The organism is Effusibacillus consociatus (genome assembly GCF_042652925.1).
GTDB classification, from domain to species: Bacteria; Bacillota; Bacilli; order Tumebacillales; family Effusibacillaceae; genus Effusibacillus; species Effusibacillus consociatus.
On record NZ_JBHSHC010000142.1, the window covers coordinates 81,063 to 100,853 of the forward strand.

Annotated in this window: 23 protein-coding genes and 1 pseudogene; 17 read left to right on the plus strand and 7 right to left on the minus strand. The window is 46.2% G+C overall.

Going from position 1 to position 19,791, the window contains the following annotated elements; all coding sequences use genetic code 11:
- Positions 1-2: 2 nt before the first annotated feature.
- From ACFO8Q_RS20520 to ACFO8Q_RS20550, 7 genes are all read left to right on the plus strand, one after another.
- Positions 3-1,175: an ABC transporter substrate-binding protein gene (locus tag ACFO8Q_RS20520; RefSeq protein WP_380028564.1), complete on the plus strand. Its 1,173-nt coding sequence runs from the start codon at positions 3-5 to the stop codon at positions 1,173-1,175.
- A gap of 150 nt (positions 1,176-1,325) precedes the next feature.
- Entirely contained in the window at positions 1,326-2,153 is an 828-nt protein-coding gene (locus tag ACFO8Q_RS20525; RefSeq protein ID WP_380028567.1) for a methyl-accepting chemotaxis protein, read from the plus strand.
- Positions 2,154-2,301: 148 nt separating this feature from the next.
- Positions 2,302-3,270 carry a 1,2-phenylacetyl-CoA epoxidase subunit PaaA gene (paaA, locus tag ACFO8Q_RS20530; RefSeq protein ID WP_380028665.1) on the plus strand — a complete coding sequence of 323 codons (969 nt, stop codon included), beginning with the start codon at positions 2,302-2,304 and terminating at the stop codon, positions 3,268-3,270.
- A gap of 12 nt (positions 3,271-3,282) precedes the next feature.
- Positions 3,283-3,618, plus strand: a complete 336-nt coding sequence (gene paaB / locus ACFO8Q_RS20535; protein WP_380028569.1) for a 1,2-phenylacetyl-CoA epoxidase subunit PaaB — start codon at positions 3,283-3,285, stop codon at positions 3,616-3,618.
- 12 nt (positions 3,619-3,630) lie between these two features.
- On the plus strand, positions 3,631-4,464 hold the full coding sequence (paaC, locus tag ACFO8Q_RS20540; RefSeq protein ID WP_380028571.1) for a 1,2-phenylacetyl-CoA epoxidase subunit PaaC: 834 nt from the start codon (positions 3,631-3,633) through the stop codon (positions 4,462-4,464).
- A 14-nt stretch (positions 4,465-4,478) separates the two neighbouring features.
- Complete coding sequence (gene paaD, locus ACFO8Q_RS20545; RefSeq protein WP_380028573.1) at positions 4,479-4,970, plus strand: 1,2-phenylacetyl-CoA epoxidase subunit PaaD; 492 nt, start codon at positions 4,479-4,481, stop codon at positions 4,968-4,970.
- A 33-nt stretch (positions 4,971-5,003) separates the two neighbouring features.
- Positions 5,004-6,446 carry an NAD-dependent succinate-semialdehyde dehydrogenase gene (locus tag ACFO8Q_RS20550; RefSeq protein ID WP_380028575.1) on the plus strand — a complete coding sequence of 481 codons (1,443 nt, stop codon included), beginning with the start codon at positions 5,004-5,006 and terminating at the stop codon, positions 6,444-6,446.
- 80 nt (positions 6,447-6,526) lie between these two features.
- On the opposite strand, the gene ACFO8Q_RS20555 is transcribed toward ACFO8Q_RS20550, so the two are convergent.
- From ACFO8Q_RS20555 to ACFO8Q_RS20570, 4 genes and pseudogenes are all read right to left on the minus strand, one after another.
- The gene (locus ACFO8Q_RS20555; protein ID WP_380028667.1) at positions 6,527-8,068 is read right to left on the minus strand and encodes a gamma-glutamyltransferase family protein; all 1,542 of its coding nucleotides are present in this window, start codon (positions 8,066-8,068) and stop codon (positions 6,527-6,529) included.
- A 194-nt stretch (positions 8,069-8,262) separates the two neighbouring features.
- The gene (locus ACFO8Q_RS20560; RefSeq protein ID WP_380028577.1) at positions 8,263-8,571 is read right to left on the minus strand and encodes a hypothetical protein; all 309 of its coding nucleotides are present in this window, start codon (positions 8,569-8,571) and stop codon (positions 8,263-8,265) included.
- A gap of 136 nt (positions 8,572-8,707) precedes the next feature.
- Positions 8,708-9,724, minus strand: a complete 1,017-nt coding sequence (locus ACFO8Q_RS20565; protein WP_380028579.1) for a hypothetical protein — start codon at positions 9,722-9,724, stop codon at positions 8,708-8,710.
- Positions 9,725-9,892: 168 nt separating this feature from the next.
- Positions 9,893-10,108, minus strand: a pseudogene (locus ACFO8Q_RS20570) (redoxin family protein); the annotation flags it as partial.
- Positions 10,109-10,238: 130 nt separating this feature from the next.
- Here ACFO8Q_RS20570 and erpA point away from each other — a divergent pair.
- The 3 genes from erpA (at position 10,239) to ACFO8Q_RS20585 (ending at position 12,460) form a co-directional block, all read left to right on the plus strand.
- The gene (gene erpA / locus ACFO8Q_RS20575; protein ID WP_380028581.1) at positions 10,239-10,589 is read left to right on the plus strand and encodes an iron-sulfur cluster insertion protein ErpA; all 351 of its coding nucleotides are present in this window, start codon (positions 10,239-10,241) and stop codon (positions 10,587-10,589) included.
- A 186-nt stretch (positions 10,590-10,775) separates the two neighbouring features.
- Complete coding sequence (locus tag ACFO8Q_RS20580) at positions 10,776-11,459, plus strand: N-acetylmuramoyl-L-alanine amidase family protein (protein WP_380028584.1); 684 nt, start codon at positions 10,776-10,778, stop codon at positions 11,457-11,459.
- A 563-nt stretch (positions 11,460-12,022) separates the two neighbouring features.
- Positions 12,023-12,460 (plus strand): hypothetical protein, encoded by a 438-nt coding sequence (locus tag ACFO8Q_RS20585; protein ID WP_380028586.1) that lies wholly within the window; start codon positions 12,023-12,025, stop codon positions 12,458-12,460.
- Between the two features lie 12 nt (positions 12,461-12,472).
- On the opposite strand, the gene ACFO8Q_RS20590 is transcribed toward ACFO8Q_RS20585, so the two are convergent.
- Positions 12,473-12,697, minus strand: coding sequence for a hypothetical protein (locus ACFO8Q_RS20590; RefSeq protein ID WP_380028589.1), 225 nt, complete (start codon positions 12,695-12,697; stop codon positions 12,473-12,475).
- A 275-nt stretch (positions 12,698-12,972) separates the two neighbouring features.
- On the opposite strand from ACFO8Q_RS20590, the gene ACFO8Q_RS20595 reads away from it, so the two are divergent.
- On the plus strand, positions 12,973-14,253 hold the full coding sequence (locus ACFO8Q_RS20595; protein WP_380028592.1) for an ArsB/NhaD family transporter: 1,281 nt from the start codon (positions 12,973-12,975) through the stop codon (positions 14,251-14,253).
- Between the two features lie 17 nt (positions 14,254-14,270).
- A complete protein-coding gene (locus tag ACFO8Q_RS20600) occupies positions 14,271-14,546 on the plus strand; it encodes a hypothetical protein (protein ID WP_380028594.1) in 276 nt (91 codons plus the stop codon).
- 40 nt (positions 14,547-14,586) lie between these two features.
- Here the strand turns inward: ACFO8Q_RS20600 and ACFO8Q_RS20605 are convergent, their stop codons facing one another.
- Positions 14,587-15,291 (minus strand): hypothetical protein, encoded by a 705-nt coding sequence (locus ACFO8Q_RS20605; protein ID WP_380028596.1) that lies wholly within the window; start codon positions 15,289-15,291, stop codon positions 14,587-14,589.
- A 244-nt stretch (positions 15,292-15,535) separates the two neighbouring features.
- Here ACFO8Q_RS20605 and leuB point away from each other — a divergent pair, with 244 nt between their 5' ends.
- Together leuB and ACFO8Q_RS20615 are read left to right on the plus strand one after the other, a co-directional pair.
- Positions 15,536-16,615, plus strand: a complete 1,080-nt coding sequence (leuB, locus tag ACFO8Q_RS20610; RefSeq protein ID WP_380028598.1) for a 3-isopropylmalate dehydrogenase — start codon at positions 15,536-15,538, stop codon at positions 16,613-16,615.
- 314 nt (positions 16,616-16,929) lie between these two features.
- The gene (locus ACFO8Q_RS20615) at positions 16,930-17,145 is read left to right on the plus strand and encodes a hypothetical protein (RefSeq protein WP_380028600.1); all 216 of its coding nucleotides are present in this window, start codon (positions 16,930-16,932) and stop codon (positions 17,143-17,145) included.
- A gap of 113 nt (positions 17,146-17,258) precedes the next feature.
- Here ACFO8Q_RS20615 and ACFO8Q_RS20620 read toward each other — a convergent pair whose 3' ends face one another.
- Entirely contained in the window at positions 17,259-17,477 is a 219-nt protein-coding gene (locus tag ACFO8Q_RS20620) for a hypothetical protein (protein WP_380028602.1), read from the minus strand.
- A 177-nt stretch (positions 17,478-17,654) separates the two neighbouring features.
- Between ACFO8Q_RS20620 and ACFO8Q_RS20625 the strand changes: the two genes are divergently transcribed.
- The 3 genes from ACFO8Q_RS20625 (at position 17,655) to ACFO8Q_RS20635 (ending at position 19,743) form a co-directional block, all read left to right on the plus strand.
- Positions 17,655-18,368, plus strand: a complete 714-nt coding sequence (locus ACFO8Q_RS20625; protein ID WP_380028605.1) for a GntR family transcriptional regulator — start codon at positions 17,655-17,657, stop codon at positions 18,366-18,368.
- 242 nt (positions 18,369-18,610) lie between these two features.
- Entirely contained in the window at positions 18,611-18,901 is a 291-nt protein-coding gene (locus ACFO8Q_RS20630; RefSeq protein ID WP_380028607.1) for a hypothetical protein, read from the plus strand.
- 74 nt (positions 18,902-18,975) lie between these two features.
- A complete protein-coding gene (locus ACFO8Q_RS20635; protein ID WP_380028609.1) occupies positions 18,976-19,743 on the plus strand; it encodes a thiazole synthase in 768 nt (255 codons plus the stop codon).
- Positions 19,744-19,791: the final 48 nt, after the last annotated feature.

Below are 19,791 nucleotides of genomic sequence, written 5' to 3' on the forward strand. Positions count from 1 at the left end.
CAATGAAAAAACAGACAAGAAACTGGTTTACCGGCTTGATCGCATCATCGCTCCTGATCCTCACCGCGTGTGGAGGCGGTGGAGGGCAACCGGCGGCTAAACAAACCAAGGATCCGATTAAAGTAGGGGCCGTTTTTTCACTTACGGGTCCTAACAGCCCGCTTGGTGTTCCGGAAAAACAAGCTGTGGAAATGATGCTCAAGAAAATCAACGACGGTGGAGGCGTGAACGGCCGTCCGTTGGAAATTGTGTTTGAAGATGACAAGTCGGACAACACAGAAGCTGTCAAAGCTGTCAAAAAGCTTATTTCAAAAGATAAAGTGATTGCGGTATTGGGTTCCTCCGGCAGCGGTCCATCGTTAGGTATGGCCGAAGTCGCTTCCAGCGAAAAGATTACTATGATCTCAATGGCAGCCGCCAATCAGATTACAGATCCGGTTCGGGCGGGAATTTACAAGACTCCGCATACGGATATTCATGGCACAAAACGGATTTATAACTATCTTAAAGAGAAAGGAATCACGAAGATCGGAATTCTGTATGACAGCAATCCGTATGGCAGCGGCTGGGCAGAACAATTAAAGAAATTTGCCCCTGAGTACGGTATCACTATCGTTGCTGATGAAAAGTATGGAACGAAAGATACTTCGATGAGTACTCAGTTAACAAAAATCAAATCTACTGATGCCAAAGCAATTATTGTTGCGGGTACCAATCCTGGCCCGTCCACAATCGTGAAGGAAGCCAAACAGTTGGGGATCAGCATTCCGATTATTAGTAGCCATGGCAGTGCAAACAGCAAGTTCCTCGAGTTGGCGGGGGATTCGGCGAATGGCGTGTTGCTGGTTGCCGGCAAGTTACTGGTTCCTGAACTTGTAGAGGCGAATGACCCACAGGCTCCGGTCATCAAAGAGTTTGTGAAATCGTATAGTGCAGCCTACAACAATGCTCCAGACGGATTTGCAGGGTATGCGTATGACGGCTTGAACCTGTTGGTGGAAGGGTTGAAGTTGTCTGGCGGAGATCCTGCCAAATTGGGGCAGGCACTCGAAAATGTAAAATATGTCGGGGTCACTGGTGAGTTTAAGTTCAGTTCATCAGATCATAATGGTCTGACCGAGGACAGTATGATCATGGTGGAAGTGAGAAACGGAAAGTTCCAGATAGTGAAATAAAGAGATTTAACATAAGAAGAATTGGGCTGAGGGGGCAATAGCCCCCCTGTTTTGTTATTGAGGCACGACATATCTTGGATCCTCGCCCAAGCGATTGTCACTTCGTGGGCGAGATTGTCCCTGGGCGGGCTATGAAAGGAGAAGCGGAAAATGTCGGAGATTATTAAGAGCTTATTAATGGTGGCACCGATTTTGAGCAAGGGACTTATAAACGATTGCATGATCGGGATAACCAATACGGAAAAATTCTTGGCCTATTACCCGGCAAAAACGTTAGATCTAAAAATTAAAGCGGATGATCCCTTGCGTCCCGGAAGCATTAACTATACGGCAGTAAACGAGAGAAGGCAAGTAATCCGTTCGGTAGCGAGGGAAGTATACGGTATTCCTTATATAGCTTCTGGCTATCCCATTATTGAAAATGGCCAGGTGGTAGGGTGTTTGTCAGTCGGTATGTCAACGGATCGTGAGGATCGGATACAACGTATGGCGGATGAACTGGCGGAGGCTGTCGGAAATATCGTGGATAGCGCGGGGATGCTGGCAAAGAACTCGGCAGAATTGGCTGAAGCCAGTCAAGAAGTAAACGCGTCCGCCAATTTGGTCCAAGAAAAAATAGAAGAAACCTCAAAAATTAGCGAGCTGATTAAAAATATTTCAAGCCAGATTAATATTCTTGGCATAAATGCAGCGATTGAAGCCGCCCGTGCAGGGGTGCATGGCCGGGGTTTTTCAATAGTTGCGGAAGAAATTCGTCGCCTGTCCGATACTACCGCTGAATCGACCAAGAATATCGCCCGTCAACTCCATGAAATGAATCAGGAGATTGCCGTAGTCGGTAAGGAGATAGAAAAAACGATGAATTATACGGTTGAACAATCAACTGGATTACAGGAACTTTCTTCTGTGATTCAAGTACTGAAGAACATGGTGTTGGAATTGAGTGAGATTGCAAGAATGAACATCCGCCACGAATAGTGATACCTGCATCAGATTGTACTTTCTTATTACGAAAAAATTTAAAAATCGTATTGAACGTAATATAACATTATGATAATATATCGTTAGATAAACGTTATATAGAAAGGTAGTGATAGGAATGTATATCTTTGAGGATCGGATGTTTATGGCAAACCAAGTAACATTAAATAAACAAACAGAGAGCGAAAAGCTTCAGGAGTTCTTGGATCGTATTGATCGGGGCGACAAAATAGAAGCGGATGACTGGATGCCGGATGATTATCGTCAACAATTAATCAAATTGATTGCGATGCACGGGATGAGCGAAATCATGGGGGCTTTGCCGGAAAAGGAATGGGTACCTAAAGCACCCACTTTACGGCGCAAATTAGCGATTATGGCCAAAGTTCAGGACGAGATGGGGCATGGTCAATTATTATTGCGTGTGGCAGAGGATTTACTTGCTCCACTCGGCAAAACCCGTGAAGACTTAATCGATGACTTATTCACTGGAAAATTGAAATTTCATAATGTGTTCCATATGGCTGCACCTACGTGGGCAGATGCCGGAGTGATCGGTTGGTTGGTGGATGGCGCAGCCATCATTACCCAAACGATGTCACTGGATACATCTTATGCCCCCTATTCCCGTGCATTACACCGGATCTGTGCAGAAGAGAAATTTCATGCCCAACATGGTGAAAGTATCGTTTTAACTCTCGCAGAAGGTACAGCGATGCAGCGTCAAATGCTGCAAGAGGCTGTAAATCGTTGGTGGCCTGCACTGCTCATGTTCTTTGGTCCGCCTGAAAACGGACAAATCTCAAGTAATCAAGAATTGAACATAAGATATAAAATTCGTTCCCAGACCAATGAAGAATTAAGACAAGAGTTTTTTAACAAATATGTTCCGCGAATTTTCCATCTTGGATTGACACTGCCTGATGAAACAATTCATTACAACAAAGAAGAGGGACAATGGTATTATCAGCAACCGGATTGGAATGAATTCAAACAAATCGTACAGGGGAACGGACCACGTTCAGCGCAACGATTGCAATTAAGAAAAATCTCTTATGAAGAGGCACAATGGGTACGTGATGCCTTACTGGCCAATCAACGAAACGCAGTTTAAGGGGGGAAGAGAATGAACAGTCAAGGCAAAGACAACAAAACTTTCGCTGTGTTTGAGGTGTTTAGTCGAAAAACTCCTACATCAAATTTTGTGCACCAGTTTAGCTTGTTGGCACCAAATCATGAGGTAGCTATGTCGATGGCACGGGAAAATTTTCTCCGCCGTGAATCTTGTGTCAACTTGTGGGTTGTGAAACGAGATGACATTTATGCGCTACCTCCTGAAGAACGCCAGTATTTAGAGAAACTGGACAACAAAAGTTATCGTGAAACAAAAGGATATGGTGATTTGCAATCGAAATGGCGTTACCACAAAGAACAATATGAGAAAAACGCTTCAATGAAGTAAAAGGAGGGATAAATGGTGAGCAGTCTCCGCATAGAATCTGCTGAACAAGCCATGCAGAATCCGGAATATTTAACAGCATTAAAGGAATTGCTTTTTCAAGTGGCAGATGATGATTTCATTCTAGCTCATCGTGGTTCGGAATGGCTGGGACTTGCACCTCATATTGAAGAAGACGTGGCTTTCTCGTCCATGTCGCAGGATATGATGGGGCATGCGGTGATGTTTTATGAAATGTTGGAAGCACTGGGAGCAGGAAAGGCTGATGACCTGGCGCAACTTAGGAAACCGGAAGATTTTCGGAATGCTGTACTGGTGGAGCGTATGAACGGAACAGGCGATTACATTGAAGAGCCACATTATGATTGGGCTTACGCCATTGCACGTTGTTACTTCTATGGATTGTTTAAGGAGGTACGTTCAGAATCTTTAGCTAATTCTTCCTATCTTCCTTTGGCTCAGGTATCCAGAAAAACGATGACGGAGCATCGTTATCATATGATTCATTGGCAAGTGTGGATGAGCCAGTTAGCCAACAGTACGGAGGAAGCCCGTAACCGCCTTGCCAATGCATTGGGGAAGGTATGGGATGATATTGGCGGATTGTTTATCCTTGGTCCTTTGGCAGCTTCCATTGTGAAGCACGGTCTGATTGAAGGGGAAGAACTGTTAACACAACGGTGGCTTGAGAAGGCGAAAAAGGCTTTTGATACGTTCGGATTAACCTGGATCGGCAAGCCGAAAACTCCGGAATTGAATGGTCGTGCGGGTCAGCATACACAAGAACTTGCTGATGCCATCGATACTCTGTCTGAGGTTTACAGGCTGGATCCTGCTGCGAACTGGTAAAGGAGTGGATCTGAATGGCGTTGCAAGAAGGATTGCTGCAGGAGGATGTTTTTTGGAACCTCCTAGAAGAAGTCAAGGATCCCGAAATTCCGGCTGTCAGTATGGTTGAAATGGGGATGATCAATAAGGTTAGTGTAGAAGACGATGTTGTATCGGTTGAAGTTTTGCCCACCTTTGTCGGTTGCCCCGCCTTGGAAATTATGAAGAGTGCCATTGTAAAGAAACTCGGTACTGTGGAAGGGGTACGGGAAGTCCAGGTAAACTTTGTGTTTGAGCCAGCATGGTCATCCGACCGGATAAGCGATTCGGGGCGGGAAAAATTGCGTGAATTTGGTATTGCTTCGCCCCCATGCAAGCACCGAATAGAAGAACCATGGGAAGTAAAATGTCCATATTGCGGTTCTTCTCATACAACCATGGAAAACCTGTTTGGTCCAACAGCCTGTCGAAGCATTTTATATTGCAAGCACTGCAAAAATCCATTTGAAGCAATGAAACCTATCTAAAGTCGGTACATTTTATAGGGGGTCTTTTCTAAAATGGCAGATCAAAAAAAGATGTTCATAAATGGAGAATGGGTACAGGCAGAAAACGGAGAGACGCTGGAAGTAATAAATCCTGCTACGGGAGAATGTGTAGGTGTTGTAAGCTACGGTGATGGTCGTGACGCAGCAAAAGCCGTCGAGGCGGCTAGTGAAGCATTCAAGAGTTGGTCCAAATTAACCGCGAGAGAAAGGTCCAAGTATTTGTACAACCTCTACGAATTGGTTCGCAATCATCGTGATGAGTTAGCCGGTATTATTTCTGCCGAGATGGGGAAACCTTTGCGTGAAGCAAAGGGAGAAGTGCTGGGTGCAGCGGATAACTTTATGTGGTACGCAGAAGAAGCAAAACGGGTTTACGGTGAAACCATTCCAAGTTCCGTACCCAACAAGCGAATTATGGTGATCCGTCAGCCGGTAGGAGTGGTAGCAGCTATCACACCCTGGAATTTCCCTGTTAACATGGTAGCCCGAAAGATTGCACCCGCACTGGCAGCAGGTTGTACCGTTGTGCTGAAACCGGCTGAAAGCACACCTCTAAGTGCCATCCGTTTGTTCGAATTGATCGAACAAGCCGGATTCCCCAAAGGGGTTGCAAATCTGGTTGTTGGGAAACCGGAACTAGTGGGCCAAGAGTTTATCGATAATCCAAAAGTCCGTAAAATTGCGTTTACCGGATCTACACGAGTCGGGAAACTGCTTATGGAAGGTGTGGCCAAACATGTGAAACGGGTAAGTCTGGAGTTAGGCGGTCATGCTCCGTTTATCGTATTTGACGATGCGAATCTGGATGCTGCCGTTGAAGGATTGTTTGAAAGTAAATTCCGCACTTCGGGGCAAATGTGTATTTGTACGAATCGTCTTTACGTACATGAGTCGATCCTGGAATCGTTTAGCAACAAACTGGTAGAGAGATTAAAGAAGACAAAGGTAGGAGACGGAAGACATAAAGATACAGAGATCGGTCCATTAATCAACGAAAATGGTCTCAATAAAGTATTAGAGCACATCCAAGATGCCAAAGCAAAGGGCGGACGTATTCTTTATGGCGGCAATCGATTGACCGAGGGAGATCTCGGAAAAGGGTTTTTTATCGAGCCTACGGTTATTGTCGATGTGACACCAGAAATGAAAATTTCTTATGAAGAAACCTTTGGTCCAGTAGTACCGATCATTCCATTTGAGGATGAAGCCTCTGTAGTGGCAATGGCGAACGATTCAAACTATGGGTTAGCCGCTTATGTATACACCGAGAACAATAGTCGCTGTCTCCGTATGGCCGAATCCTTGGAATACGGAATTGTCGGAATTAACGACGGTGCCCCAACCCAAACGCAAGCACCTTTTGGCGGATTCAAGGAAAGCGGAATCGGTCGCGAAGGCGGGTACTATGCAATGGAAGAGTTTCTGGAGACCAAATTTGTTTCGTTTGGTATTTAATGTCGATACCGGAAAAGGCCGTGTCAAGAGAAACTATTGACACGGCCTTTCATTTCTGTATCAACCAATTCTTATTTCCCTTACCAAGCAGCCACTTGGCCATCCGTACGGGGTTCTGTTCCTCCAACAAGTACTCCGTTCTCTTGTCTCCAAATAATTTGTCCTCGACCGAAGCCGCCGGATCCTAAAGCCCATTTTACGTCATGGCCTTTTCGGGCAAGGGAATCCACAATATGTACAGGCGTGGAATGCTCCACTTCTACCGTTTTTCCTTGGATCCACTGCCACCTTGGCGCATCGAGTGCCGATTGTGGATTGAGTTGGAAATCCACCGTATTCATGACCACTTGCACATGTCCCTGCGGTTGCATAAAGGCGCCCATGACGCCGAATGGTCCAACGGGTTTACCGTCTTTAGTCAAGAAACCGGGGATAATCGTGTGATACGGTTTTTTGCCGGGTTCGAGCCGATTGTCATGTGTCTCATCCAAAGTAAAGTTGCGACCCCGATTGTGAAGGGCGATCCCTGTTCCCGGTACTACCAAGCCCGAGCCGAATCCCAGATAGTTGCTTTGGATGTAAGACACCATGTTTCCTTCCCCATCTGCCGTACACAGATAAACGGTACCTCCCCGTGCAGGCTGTCCGGGCTCCGGTTGAAGGGCCTCTTTTCCGATGAGGCGGCGACGTTCTTCCGCGTATGCATCAGACAATAAGTCTTCAACACCTACAGACATCTTACGGGGGTCGGCAATATACTTCTTCCCGTCAGCATACGCGAGTTTCATTGCTTCAATTTGTTTATGATACGTGTCTACCGTGTCACGTTCCGAAAAGTCGAATCCTTTTAAAATGTTCAATGTCATGAGAGCGACAAGCCCATGTCCATTAGGCGGGATTTCCCACACATCATACCCTCGGTAATTCACATTAATAGGAGTAACCCACTCGGGTTTAAAGGCCGAAAGGTCTTCCGCGGTCAGATAGCCGCCATATTGCTTCGAAAATTGGCCAATTTTTTCGGCCAAGTCACCGCGGTAGAACGAGTCCGCTTTAGTCTCAGCAATCGATTGCAAAGTTCTGGCATGATCGGGCGAACGCCAAATCTCACCCGGTCGAGGTGACCTAGCCGCCGGAGTGAACGTGTCGAACCAACTTTTGAATTCGTCACCTTTCAGGATCTCTGCATATGTCGTTGCCGTCTGTTCCCAGTAATATGCAAGTACCGGCGTAAGCGGGTACCCGTTCTCCGCATATTCAATTGCGGGACGTACTACCTCAGTCAGCGGAAGTTTCCCGAATTTACCGGACAGTTCGGCCCAGGCAGCCGGTGCTCCCGGAACGGTTACCGGAATAAAACCATGCTCGGGAATCTCTTCATGCCCGGATTTTTTCAATGATTCGATCGATATGCTTTGCGGAGCCGGACCGCTGGAATTCAAACCATGCAGTTTTCCGTTTGTCCAAACTAAAGCAAATGCATCGCCGCCGATCCCGTTTGACGTAGGTTCAACCACCGTCAATGTTGCCGCCGTTGCAATTGCTGCATCAATTGCATTGCCGCCTTTTCTCAGGATCTCAAGTCCCGCTTGTGCGGCCAGGGGCTGCGAAGTGGCCACCATTCCGTTTTTGGCGTATACGACAGAACGACGGGACGAATACTGATAACTCAACGAATCAAAGTTCAATGTGACCTCTCCTCTCAGGCTGGTTAAACGCCTCTTGTATACTGCCGAAGTTCGACAGTTGTGGCTTTATGCACACTAAAAGCCTTAAACCGTGTAATTGGTTCAAGGCTTTATGATTGCCGCCAAGTTTATTCGACAGGGAGATCGCTTTCGCTGTGTTCCAGCCATTCGTCCAATACTTGTTTGTCGAGCACTCGATTTGTAATCATGGCCAACTGCTTAAAGGTAAACAAATCACGCCAGTTAGCACCCGCGCTGTCTGCTATGCGAATCGTAGTCAAGAGGCTCGCCCACGCCGCGTGGCGTTTATACCAAAAGAACGACTGGTTCTCGATCATATAGGGGTAAAGATCGTCAAATGAAGTGTGCTTACAGGCAACCGTTCGGTCAAACTCTTCTTTCGCTTCCCGTACAAAAGCTAATATATCCAAAGACATGGGCACTTCCCTCCTTTACTTCCATCATACATGACAGAAGTGGGTTTCGGGAAGAGTTGTCTTTTACCAATCAAGAACGTAAGATTCGTTAAGAAAAGGGGATCACAATCCGCGACCCCCTCGTTCTGACGGTGAGTTACTGAATGATTTGTCCAAGGTCTCGTGCAATGTCCTGCTGCACTTGCTGCGGGTTAGTTCCGGCAAATCCGGGCGAGAGGATGGACTGTGCGCCACCTGCTGCTGCCCCACCGAGATCACGCGAAATGTCTTGGCGAACTTGTTGCGGATTCGTTCCGTAACCAGGTTGGAACATCGATTGTGCTCCATATCCGGCTTGTTGTGCCATTCCTGCTTGTTGTGTCATCCCTGCTTGTGCACCCCAGCCGGTTTGACCTGCTTGACCGCCGAGATCACGGGAAATATCCTGGCGAACTTGTTGAGCGTCAGTTCCGAAGCCCGGCTGGAACATTGTTTGTGCCCCAAAACCGCCAGCTTGCTGTGCCATTCCAGCTTGTGCTCCATAGCCAGCTTGTGCTCCATAGCCAGCTTGTGGAGCAGCCCAACCAGCTTGACCGCCCAGATCGCGGGAAATCTCTTGGCGAACTTGCTGCGGGTTAGTTCCGGCAAATCCCGGTTGGAACATGGATTGTACTCCATAGCCAGCTTGTGCTCCATAGCCAGCTTGTGCTCCATAGTCAGCTTGTGGAGCAGCCCAACCAGCTTGACCGCCCAGATCGCGGGAAATCTCTTGGCGAACTTGCTGCGGGTTAGTTCCGGCAAATCCCGGTTGGAACATGGATTGTACTCCAAAGCCAGCTTGTTGAGCCATTCCTGCTTGTGCTCCATAGCCAGCTTGTGGAGCAGCCCAACCAGCTTGACCGCCCAGATCGCGGGAAATCTCTTGGCGAACTTGCTGCGGGTTAGTACCAAAGCCGGGTTGGAACATGGCTTGTGCCCCATAGCCAGGTTGTGGTGCACCCCAACCTGCTTGACCAGCCTGACCGAATTGTTGTCTCACTTGTTGAGGATTGGTGCCGGCAAAGCCCGGTTGGAACATCGCTTGTGCTCCGCCTTGAAGCGTTTGCGCGATTTGTTGAATTTGCTGCAGCGACTGCTGAGCCTGCTGTGCTGCTTGTTGAATTCTTCTCGGCATTCTGATTCCTCCTTGATTTTTTGTAACCAACAAGAAGTAGTGTGCCCGTTATGATCAAGGGTATGCCGAACTTTTTTTGAGAAAATTTTTAAGAGATGTCAACACCTCGTGTTTGCTTGCCCTCAAAGGCTTCTTGAATTGTCACAAAGCAGTTTTTGCAGCTTTGATTGCCGCTTCTTCATTGAAACGGCGGGTTTGTTGATCGCAAACGCCTGTATCAATCGATGGCACCACACTGATGATGCGAACGGTTCCTCTCGAATTCTCAAGGGTCACAGGCGACAGATCGTTGGCCAATACGGTAAAGTTTGGCGCTTCATCTCCTACTTTCACTTCATTGCCTAACAATGTCACCGGTTTTTCTTTAAATGTCACTTGAGCCACAATGAATCCCTCCTAAGCTGAAGTATGTACGAAGTAATCATACAGTCCTTTTTGGCAGCAGGCAAGAATTATGTTATAATAACAATAACTTTTGGTTATATAATGACTCAGACAAAGGGGATGTATGAGAATGGTGACGCTGACAGAATCGGCCGCAAATAAAGTGAAATCGTTACTTTCCGATAAGGAAGAAGGATTATCTCTGCGAGTGTTTATCAAATCAGGAGGCTGCAGCGGATTTTCTTATGGAATGGCGCTTGATAACGCGAAAAACGACGATTGCGTCCTGGAGGAAAAGGGGGTTCAGGTTGTGATCGATCCTGAAAGTGCCAGGTTCTTACCGGGCGCAGAAGTGGATTATGTAGATTCGATGATGGGGGCGGGATTTAAAATCACAAATCCGAACGCAGTGTCCAGCTGCGGCTGTGGAAGCTCTTTCCGTACCGCGACGGAAGAGGGAAAACCGGGATCCTGCTCCTGAGTCTTGAACCATACGGTTCAAGACTTTTTTAACAGCGAATCTTTCCAAACTTCTAACTATTGAGCACGAGGCGAAAATGGGCGCCTTCCTGGTCATGAGCCCGAACCTTTTACTGAAGTTGATGATAAACTGATAGAAAAGTATGAGAACATGCGTCACACTCAATTTTTAGGAGGGAGTGGGTTAATGGCCATTCTTATTTGTAACGATCCCGGCCATGGCGGAACCGATCCGGGGACACAAGGAAATGGACTTGTCGAAAAATCGCTGACTTTGGAATTCGCCCTCAGGACCAACGAAAGATTGAAAGAGCATGGCTTTCAGACAATAATGACGAGAACCGACGATCGATTTGTGGGTCTGTCAGAACGTGCCGATATCGCAAATAATGCCAAAGCAAATTATTTTATATCTTACCATATTAACGCGGGTGGAGGGACAGGTTTTGAATCCTATGTCATGCAGGGGTATGACAACGGGGACACCGCCCGCATTCGCGGGATCATTCACAATCATGTGACCGCTCATTTCGCGAATTACGGTTTACCCGATCGTGGAAAAAAACAAGCGGATTTTGCGGTTCTCAGGGAGACCAATATGCCCGCTGTCCTGCTGGAATTCGGTTTCCTCGACAATCCTGCAGATGCTGCAAAGCTCAAGGATGAGGGTTTCAAGAGTGGAATTGTGGAAGCTGTGGTCAAAGGTGTCTGTGAAGCCTACGGAGTTGCGTATTCCCCTACGAGACCTGTATACCGGGTGATTGAAAACGGTGTACAAACGGGGGCGTACAGCGATCCTAAGAATATCCTGGCGGTTGTGGAAAGAGCGATTGCTGCCGGGGTGGCGGATATCCTGGTAAAAAAGGTGTAAGCCCACGACGGGTCGGAGTTGTTCCGGCTCGTTTTCTTTTCTGAGCTGGACGGAGCTTCAGGGGCAGAAGCCGTTTCTTGCAGCTGGCAAATGACATACGATATTCCACCAGCAACAAGGGAGGTCTCACCATGAAAACAAATAGCAAGAAAGCGCAAACCAAACAGTCGACCGCGTGTATTATTTTTTGCACCAATTTATGCCGCAACTTTTTTCCGTTTCGCAGGTGTTTTACCCAATGTACCGCATGTTTGGCCGGGAGAAGTGTTGGAACCGGAGGGCCGTTTCGTTTAGGAAGCCGTTCCAGAAGCTGCAGCTGCACAAAAAGTAAAAGCAGTGGCAAGGGTTGCTCCTGCAGATAATAAGGTTTGCGCGGACGTGGGGTCCTTTTATTTTTGAATTCCCTGTTCTTAGACAGCTTGGTCTCATCATAAAACTATAAAACACTACACATTCCGAGAGGTGGGATTTTTGAAGGGACGGATTCTGGCGGTGTTTGTGATATCTGCGATGGTCTGGGTGGGATTGGTGTTTATTTCCCAATAGAAAAATCGTTACAATTTATGAAAGAGATTTGGCTATCCAAAGGTGTGTTGGATAGAGGGCTCCTGAAAGAACAGCAAGCGAGTTTGCTTTCTGAAAAAGAAGAACTGATTAAAGAGATTACAAAACGAACCAACTTGCCCGACACGGAGGTACGGGATCTTGTAAAACGCTTAGCGAAAAAAGAGGTGGAATTAGAACTTGTCAAAGCGGAAAGGTTCTTCGAAATATTGTTTGACCTTGTGTCCGTAACCGATATTATCGAGGCGGATCGAAAGACACTGGAAGCAAAATTCAAAAGCCGTGTAAAAAGCTTGCCTGGAGCAGAATTGGAGTTTCTTTTCGAAAATGGGCTCATCACCAACGATTGGACACTTTCCGAAGATGCACACGGCTTGATAAATCAATTAAAAGCCCGGTTGATGATGGAAAGTGAAGAAGAAATACTTGTGGGGTAAAACGGCTGCCTTTTAATTGATGGATCCGGAAGTAATGATATGCTCGATTATGAGACGTGTTTCAAGGGCGTCATAGTGCTGTTCGGAAAACACCCCAACCAGGATGCCCGAGCCGCATTGGCATTGATAGAACGTTTTGCCGTCAACGCGACCCATACGTTTCCAGTAAATTGAACCCAGCTTTTCTTTTTGCCCGCAAGATGGGCAGGTTTTAACCTGTTTGAACAAAGTTTTCATCTTGTCTCCCCCTTAGCGTTTTGAAGGTAAATGTAAGGGATCATTATGTTCTTTCCATTATCGATTTGTAAAACAAATGTTTCCGATTTGTTATTTTCTTGTGAAACGGATTGGGAGTTTACAAGTTGTGAAACATTTGGTATAGTTGTTTTACAAGTTCATATTCGGAATGTTTTTGGAGGAGCCTGTCACTGACGGGCTCTTTTTATCTTTTTTCATAATATTGCTTCAGATGATTGAAAGTAAGTAGTGGAATCAGAACGAGGAGGACGAAGATGGAACAACAAGCGATTTTGGCAATTGGAATCTTTTTAATCACGTACGCAATGATTATCTCCGAAAAAATTCACCGTACCGTAGTCGCCATGATTGGTGGTATCCTTATGGTGATCTTCGGTATTGTCGATCAGGAAACGGCGATCCACCATGTGGATTTTAACACGTTGGGTCTTTTAACCGGAATGATGATCATCGTATCGATTACCGCGGAGACAGGGCTTTTCAAGTACATAGCGATTTGGTCCGCCAAAAAGGCGAAGGGCGATCCGCTTCGAATTCTTGTGGCCTTAGGGATGATCACTGCGGTTGCATCCGCTTTACTCGATAACGTCACAACCGTACTCCTGATGGTGCCTGTGACGTTCAGCATCACCCGGCAATTGCGGGTATCCCCTATGCCTTATTTGATTACTGAAATATTGGCGTCGAACATCGGGGGAACTGCGACGCTTATCGGTGATCCGCCGAATATTATGATTGGAAGCGCGGTCAAAGAATTGTCTTTCATGTCTTTCATCAACAATCTGGCTGCGATTTCTTTCTTTATCCTGATCGTGACCATGGCGATTCTCACGGCTTGGTATCGGAAGCAGCTCAAAACATCCGAGGAATTGAAAGCAGGGATCATGGACTTGGATGAAACAGACGAAATTAAAGACAAAGGACTTTTGAAGAAATGCTTGTTTGTTCTCGCTTTCACAATTGGCGGCTTTTTCATTCATCAAATCGTGCACGTTGAATCAGCGACCGTTGCTCTTGCGGGTGCGTTCCTCCTGCTCCTTTTGTCGGGAGAGCATTATCTGGAGGACGCGCTGGCGAAAGTGGAGTGGACCACCATTTTCTTTTTCATCGGATTGTTTGTGCTGGTTTCGGGCCTGGTGGAAACAGGGGTGATATCGAAACTGGCTGCGCAGGCAATCGATCTCACTGGTGGGGATTTGACCGCCACCGCCATGCTGATTCTTTGGATGAGCGCCATTGCCTCGGCTTTCGTTGATAACATCCCGTTTGTTGCAACGATGATTCCGATGATCCAAGAGATGGGGAATATGGGACTGCCGAATTTGGAGCCTCTCTGGTGGAGTCTTGCGTTAGGGGCATGTTTGGGGGGAAACGGTACCCTGATTGGAGCCAGTGCCAACGTGATCGTTGCGGGATTGGCCGCCAAGGAAGGGCACCACATCTCCTTCCTTAGATTCCTTTGGATCGCTTTCCCGTTAATGATTTTGTCCATCGTAATTGCTTCGGTATATGTCTATTTACGATATCTGATGTAAAGGGAGGAGGATTCAAAATGGTTCTGTACAAGTACGACCACGACGCTCTTGAGATCACAGAGCAAAGGAACGGTGACGACTTTGAGTTTTGGATCAAAGCCAAAAACGATGAGTCTTTACGCGGCCTGCACCAAGTTCGATCATTCTTCGATCACAACAGGATTCACACAGATGTTTTGTTTTACACGCATCATGAACATGAGTTTCAAGTCATTGTCCGCAAAGATTTCCATATCGACTTTCTTCTTAGTCTTTTCAAACACTGTCTGTTAAAGAGTCTGACCTGGGAATAAAATAGAAGTCCCTTCTTCGGAAGGGACTTCGAACGTTTTTTCAGGATTCATCCTTGTACTTCTCGATGACTTTGCCGGTCAGGGAGTGAACGAAAATTTTCCAATTCCCCATCTCTGGTTCTTGAAAGCGCAGCGTTACCACATAAATCAGTGGTGTTCCGTTACGTGTGGGCAAATAGTAGGGTTCGACTGTGGGCTCTTTTGCAGCAGTTCCTTTAGTGTCAAAGGATGACCTCGCTTTTTCGATTGCCACTTGCGGTGAGAATGCAGCCTTCATTGGGCGATTGAAAAGCCTGTCTTCCAGATTTGGGGAAAATCGTCCGTTTACAGAACGAATAATGCCCGCCTGGTCAATGGTGACGACCAGTTCGTCCCCCCACACCGGGGTATTGAACACCAGGTGCTGCATGTGGACCTGGCTTCCATTTTCGTCCCGGTTGATTTTCAGGATTTTCATGGTCCTGTTCGGGTTTTTCATTCCATACAAGGATTTCACATGATCCAGAAATTCATAGGCGATCCATTCGGGAGAGTGCTTGGACGGTTGAGAAAGTTGGCCCGATAAATAGGACGGGGTGTTGGTCTCCTCATTCCACTTGATCTGAAGGTTCCCCCCGCTTTCGCTGGCGAGTTTTTGTAAAACAGCGCGTTCTTTCCCCGTTAATTCCTTCGCCACAGCAAACTGAGAACACCATCCCAGGAAAATCAACGCAGAAAGAAAACCCATAACGATCGATTTCCGCATTACCATGCCCCCTAAAGAGTTCTATAGTCTATTGTTTGTACAAAAAGAGCCGTTTTAGACATTTTTTGTAACCTTCTCAATTGGACAATAGGTGGGGACAGTCGAATAGTCGGGGGCGAGTCAATGGAATATTATAGTTAATATCTATCACGACAATCGTTTTTATATCTTTGAAGTATAAGTGGGAAATGTGGTACAACTAGGGTAGTTCATTGCAGAGTATCGGACTGGGGAGGAAGCAACAATGGCGGAAACGAAACGCATAGCAATTCTGGGTGGAGACGGCATTGGTCCGGAAGTGGTGGCCGAAGCCGAAAAAGTGTTGAAAAAGACGGAAGAGCTGTTCGGGGTTCAATTTGAGACTGAACACGCTCTGTTCGGGGGCGTTGCCATCGATCAAAAGGGTACACCGCTGCCTGAGGAAACGCTGGAATTGTGCAAGAGCGCAGATGCGGTGCTGTTAGGTGCGGTCGGCGGACCGAAATGGGATAACAACCCAAAGGAACTGCGCCCGGAGACAGGTCTGCTTGGTATTCGCAAGCAGTTGGGACTGTTCTCGAACATTCGTCCGGCGGTCATTTTCGACTGCCTCAAGGAGGCATCGACATTAAAGCCGGAAGTGTTGGAAGGTACGGATCTGATCGTGGTGCGTGAGCTCACAGGCGGGATCTATTTCGGTGAGAAATTCCGCCGCGACACGGAGAACGGTCAGGAAGCGGTGGACACCTGCGCATACAATGAAAAGGAAGTGGAGCGGATCGTCCGTCAGGCATGCGAAGTGGCGCGTAAACGCCGCAAGAAACTGACGTCAGTGGACAAGGCGAATGTACTGGAGACGTCCCGCCTGTGGCGGGAGACCGTAAACAGGATCGCCGCAGATTATCAGGACGTCGAACTCGAGCATGTACTGGTCGACAACTGCGCGATGCAGCTTCTGCGCCGTCCGGCGAGCTTCGATGTCATTGTAACGGAGAACATGTTCGGCGACATTTTGAGCGATGAGGCTGCGATGCTGACCGGATCGATCGGAATGCTTGCGTCTGCGTCCCTCGGGGAAGGAAGCCTCGGGCTGTATGAACCCGTGCACGGTTCTGCTCCGGACATCGCCGGCCAAGGAGTCGCAAATCCAATTGCAACCATTCTCTCGGTTGCGCTTATGTACAAACTGTCGTTCAACTGGCAGGAAGCGGGCGATGTGATCGAGAATGCCGTGAAGAAGGTGCTCGATGCCGGACACCGTACGGCTGACATCGCCGTTGACAAGAGCAAAGCGGTTGGCACTTCAAAAATGGGCGATCTGATCGTCGAAGCGATGGTGCGATAAGAGTTTTTCAGCAACCCGGTCCCGTTTGAGGCCGGGTTTTTTATCTTACGATGGAATAAGCTTATTTGCTATGGCGTCATGGGAATGTATAGGCTTGCTTTTCCAAAAGGACAATAGGAGGGAAGTGAGAATCCAAACGGAAAAGGAGCCAAAAATGGAGAAACAAGAAAAACAATATGTCCACAACCCTATCACGGGAGAAATGATGGAAGCTAACACATTCTCGGGAAAAGAATTTTTTTGGAGGCAGGGCTCCCCTGACGAAAAAAACAACGAGAATGCGCCGAGCGGAGTTGAAAAAGGAGGTACTCTCTTTGAAAAGAATTAAAGGTGAGTATGTGATCTTGGTTCCGGAGAACATCTCCTTTGAAGAATACCAGTCCCGATTTTCCGACTGGATTGAGGCCAACGGGTTTCGTTTTTTTGGACATCATGAAGAGCTTCCGCAAAGTGATGGTACTTCTGTTTGGGAAACAATTCTCAAGTCTGATGCCCCGCCCGATTCCGTTTGGGCGTTTGATGTGTTCTGATGAGGGACAGTCAAAGTGATTGAAGAACGGAGGGATCAATCCAACACAATAGTACCTGTTGAGCGCGAATAATGTAAAAGGCTTGGGTTTTCCAAGCCTTTTCGTTCGCAATGTTAACATTTTCGTTGTTCGGTTTTGCGAAGCTTTTCAAATTCATCGTTAAAAATCTTGAAGTGCCCCAAAAATTGTCTTTCGGCTTCCGTTAAGGGCTCCTCGATCCTTTCCGCCAACTCGTTTGCCAAAATCGCAGAAGCCTCTAAAAATTGGTTCATTTCCTCCGTTAGTTGGTCGGCGTGTTTAACCGACAAAAACGCTTTTTCCATGTCACTCATCTCCGATTCCCTCGTTATTCTTTCAAAGTCCAAGAATTTTTAGCCGTTCTGCAGCCGTAGAAACGAAAAGGCTGAAGGAGAAATTTGATTATTTCGGTAAAAATGTGTATAATGTTTTTAATCACTGGTCCGTATGTCGTGATGTGGTGAAGATATTTTAGCTTCGGAGGAATCCTTATGGCCTTGGACATTCATAATCCGATCCCTTTACATGTTCAATTAAAAAATATATTAGAGGATCAAATAAAACAGGGATATTATAAAGAAAAAATTCCGAGCGAGAGAGAACTCATGGAAATGTATTCGGTTAGCAGAAGTACTGTGAGAGAAGCGGTTTCCATATTAGTGCATGAAGGGATTCTGGAAAAGAAGCATGGTAAGGGAACTTTTGTGTCTCTCAAACCAGTACAAGAGTGGCTAAGAATGACTAGTTTTACGGAAACGATTAAAAAAATGGGTATTAAATTATTGGATCATGGTATTGTTTCTACTCCTGAGAATTTAAGCGATGTTACCGGTTTTGATGATCAGTGTTATTATATTAAAAGATTACGATTAAAAGAGAATGTTCCCATCGCAATTGAAAACCAGTATTATCCTTTAGAACTTGGCCAGAAATTAGCTCAATATGATTTAAATACCGCAGTTTTATATGATATTCTTGAGGGTGACCTTGCTATTAATTTTTGGGAAGCAGAACAAATCATTACATGTGGTCATCCAACCAAAGAAGATGCATCCTATTTAGGAGTATCAGAAACCACGTGCTTGTTAATAACAGAACGTATGATTAATGATCCGGATGGAAATCTGGTAGAGTATTATAAAGGTTTCTTTCGATCCGATATGTACTCATTTGTAATGAAAATGTCTCGGAAATCCAATGCTTGAAACATACATCATTCTAATGTATGTTTTTTATCTTAAAACTGGTACGGACATAGCAATGAGTCAAATGAATGAATTGCAGCCGCCAGCATGGTGTTGGGTGTAATAGCAGTAGTAATGGGATAATAACAGAAGTCCAAATATTTAAAAGGAATTGACTTGTTTGGAATAGACGATGTATACTAAGGTTGAAAACTGGTACGGACGTCACGACATCACGTGGTCCGGAGAAAGGGGAAGGAACGTTGAAAATCTCGGGCAAAATCGTCAAAAAACGTACCTATATTGACAATGAGGATCGAAATATCAATTGTATCACCTTTCTTGAGCTTGATAAGGGAATTACGGTCAATGGAGACAGAATCAAAATTATTCCTTTATTAAGCGAAGAGACAATGGTTCCCCAAAATGTTGGTGACAACATCGAGGTAGATGGTGAAATCATATTTAAAAAGATTTTTACCATGTTCGGAAATTTGAGTTCGTCTCCTATTCCTACTCTGATGAACAGAGTAAATAGGGATAGGTTAGGTTAGGAACACCATAGGTGATTATTAAACAGGACGTTCGGATCGGAATGTCAATGTACAATTTGCAGGAGGTGGATACTATGTTGAAAATCGGGCCTTATGAATTTCGTTCCCGATTGATGCTTGGAACAGGAAAGTTTCCCGACTTTAAAGTTCAAAAGGAAGCGATTGATATTTCAGAAACCGAAATTTTGACTTTTGCTGTGAGAAGGATGAATCTTTTTGAAGCCAGTCAACCGAACTTTCTAGAAATGTTAGATTTGAAAAAGTATACCTTGCTTCCTAATACAGCAGGGGCAAAAACAGCGGAAGAGGCGGTTCGTATCGCTAAGCTATCAAAAGCCTCCGGTCTTTGTGACATGATAAAGGTAGAAGTGATCGGGGATGAAAAAACGCTTCTTCCTGATCCGGTTGAAACATTAAAAGCATCAGAGATTTTACTTGAAGAAGGTTTTATTGTCTTACCTTATACTTCAGATGATGTTCTTTTGGCTAAAAGATTACAAGATGTAGGGGTTCATGCGATCATGCCGGGTGCTTCACCGATCGGCTCCGGCCAAGGGATTGTGAATCCATTAAATTTAAGCTTCATTATTGAACAGGCAAAGGTGCCGGTGATCGTGGATGCTGGTATTGGTTCTCCTTCCGATGCAGCGATAGCAATGGAAATGGGATCTGATGGTGTACTGCTGAATACGGCTGTTTCTGGAGCTAAAGATCCTGTGAAGATGGCTCTTGCCATGAAGCTGGCCATTAATGCCGGGCGGTTAGGCTATGAAGCTGGCCGAATACCGAAAAAACGTTATGCCGCTGCAAGCAGCCCAATGGAAGGGATGAGTATTGTTTAAGGGAGATGATTCTAATGCCATCACCTAAGATGGACTTTGCTGAAAATG

Coding starts and splice junctions, on each gene's coding strand:
- ACFO8Q_RS20520 (WP_380028564.1), top strand. CDS start 3: ATGAAAAAACAGACAAGAAACTGGTTTACCGGCTTGATCGCATCATCG.
- ACFO8Q_RS20525 (WP_380028567.1), top strand. CDS start 1,326: ATGTCGGAGATTATTAAGAGCTTATTAATGGTGGCACCGATTTTGAGC.
- paaA (WP_380028665.1), top strand. CDS start 2,302: ATGGCAAACCAAGTAACATTAAATAAACAAACAGAGAGCGAAAAGCTT.
- paaB (WP_380028569.1), top strand. CDS start 3,283: ATGAACAGTCAAGGCAAAGACAACAAAACTTTCGCTGTGTTTGAGGTG.
- paaC (WP_380028571.1), top strand. CDS start 3,631: ATGGTGAGCAGTCTCCGCATAGAATCTGCTGAACAAGCCATGCAGAAT.
- paaD (WP_380028573.1), top strand. CDS start 4,479: ATGGCGTTGCAAGAAGGATTGCTGCAGGAGGATGTTTTTTGGAACCTC.
- ACFO8Q_RS20550 (WP_380028575.1), top strand. CDS start 5,004: ATGGCAGATCAAAAAAAGATGTTCATAAATGGAGAATGGGTACAGGCA.
- ACFO8Q_RS20555 (WP_380028667.1), bottom strand. CDS start 8,068: ATGGTGGCCACTTCGCAGCCCCTGGCCGCACAAGCGGGACTTGAGATC.
- ACFO8Q_RS20560 (WP_380028577.1), bottom strand. CDS start 8,571: ATGTCTTTGGATATATTAGCTTTTGTACGGGAAGCGAAAGAAGAGTTT.
- ACFO8Q_RS20565 (WP_380028579.1), bottom strand. CDS start 9,724: ATGCCGAGAAGAATTCAACAAGCAGCACAGCAGGCTCAGCAGTCGCTG.
- erpA (WP_380028581.1), top strand. CDS start 10,239: ATGGTGACGCTGACAGAATCGGCCGCAAATAAAGTGAAATCGTTACTT.
- ACFO8Q_RS20580 (WP_380028584.1), top strand. CDS start 10,776: ATGGCCATTCTTATTTGTAACGATCCCGGCCATGGCGGAACCGATCCG.
- ACFO8Q_RS20585 (WP_380028586.1), top strand. CDS start 12,023: ATGAAAGAGATTTGGCTATCCAAAGGTGTGTTGGATAGAGGGCTCCTG.
- ACFO8Q_RS20590 (WP_380028589.1), bottom strand. CDS start 12,697: ATGAAAACTTTGTTCAAACAGGTTAAAACCTGCCCATCTTGCGGGCAA.
- ACFO8Q_RS20595 (WP_380028592.1), top strand. CDS start 12,973: ATGGAACAACAAGCGATTTTGGCAATTGGAATCTTTTTAATCACGTAC.
- ACFO8Q_RS20600 (WP_380028594.1), top strand. CDS start 14,271: ATGGTTCTGTACAAGTACGACCACGACGCTCTTGAGATCACAGAGCAA.
- ACFO8Q_RS20605 (WP_380028596.1), bottom strand. CDS start 15,291: ATGCGGAAATCGATCGTTATGGGTTTTCTTTCTGCGTTGATTTTCCTG.
- leuB (WP_380028598.1), top strand. CDS start 15,536: ATGGCGGAAACGAAACGCATAGCAATTCTGGGTGGAGACGGCATTGGT.
- ACFO8Q_RS20620 (WP_380028602.1), bottom strand. CDS start 17,477: ATGAGTGACATGGAAAAAGCGTTTTTGTCGGTTAAACACGCCGACCAA.
- ACFO8Q_RS20625 (WP_380028605.1), top strand. CDS start 17,655: ATGGCCTTGGACATTCATAATCCGATCCCTTTACATGTTCAATTAAAA.
- ACFO8Q_RS20635 (WP_380028609.1), top strand. CDS start 18,976: ATGTTGAAAATCGGGCCTTATGAATTTCGTTCCCGATTGATGCTTGGA.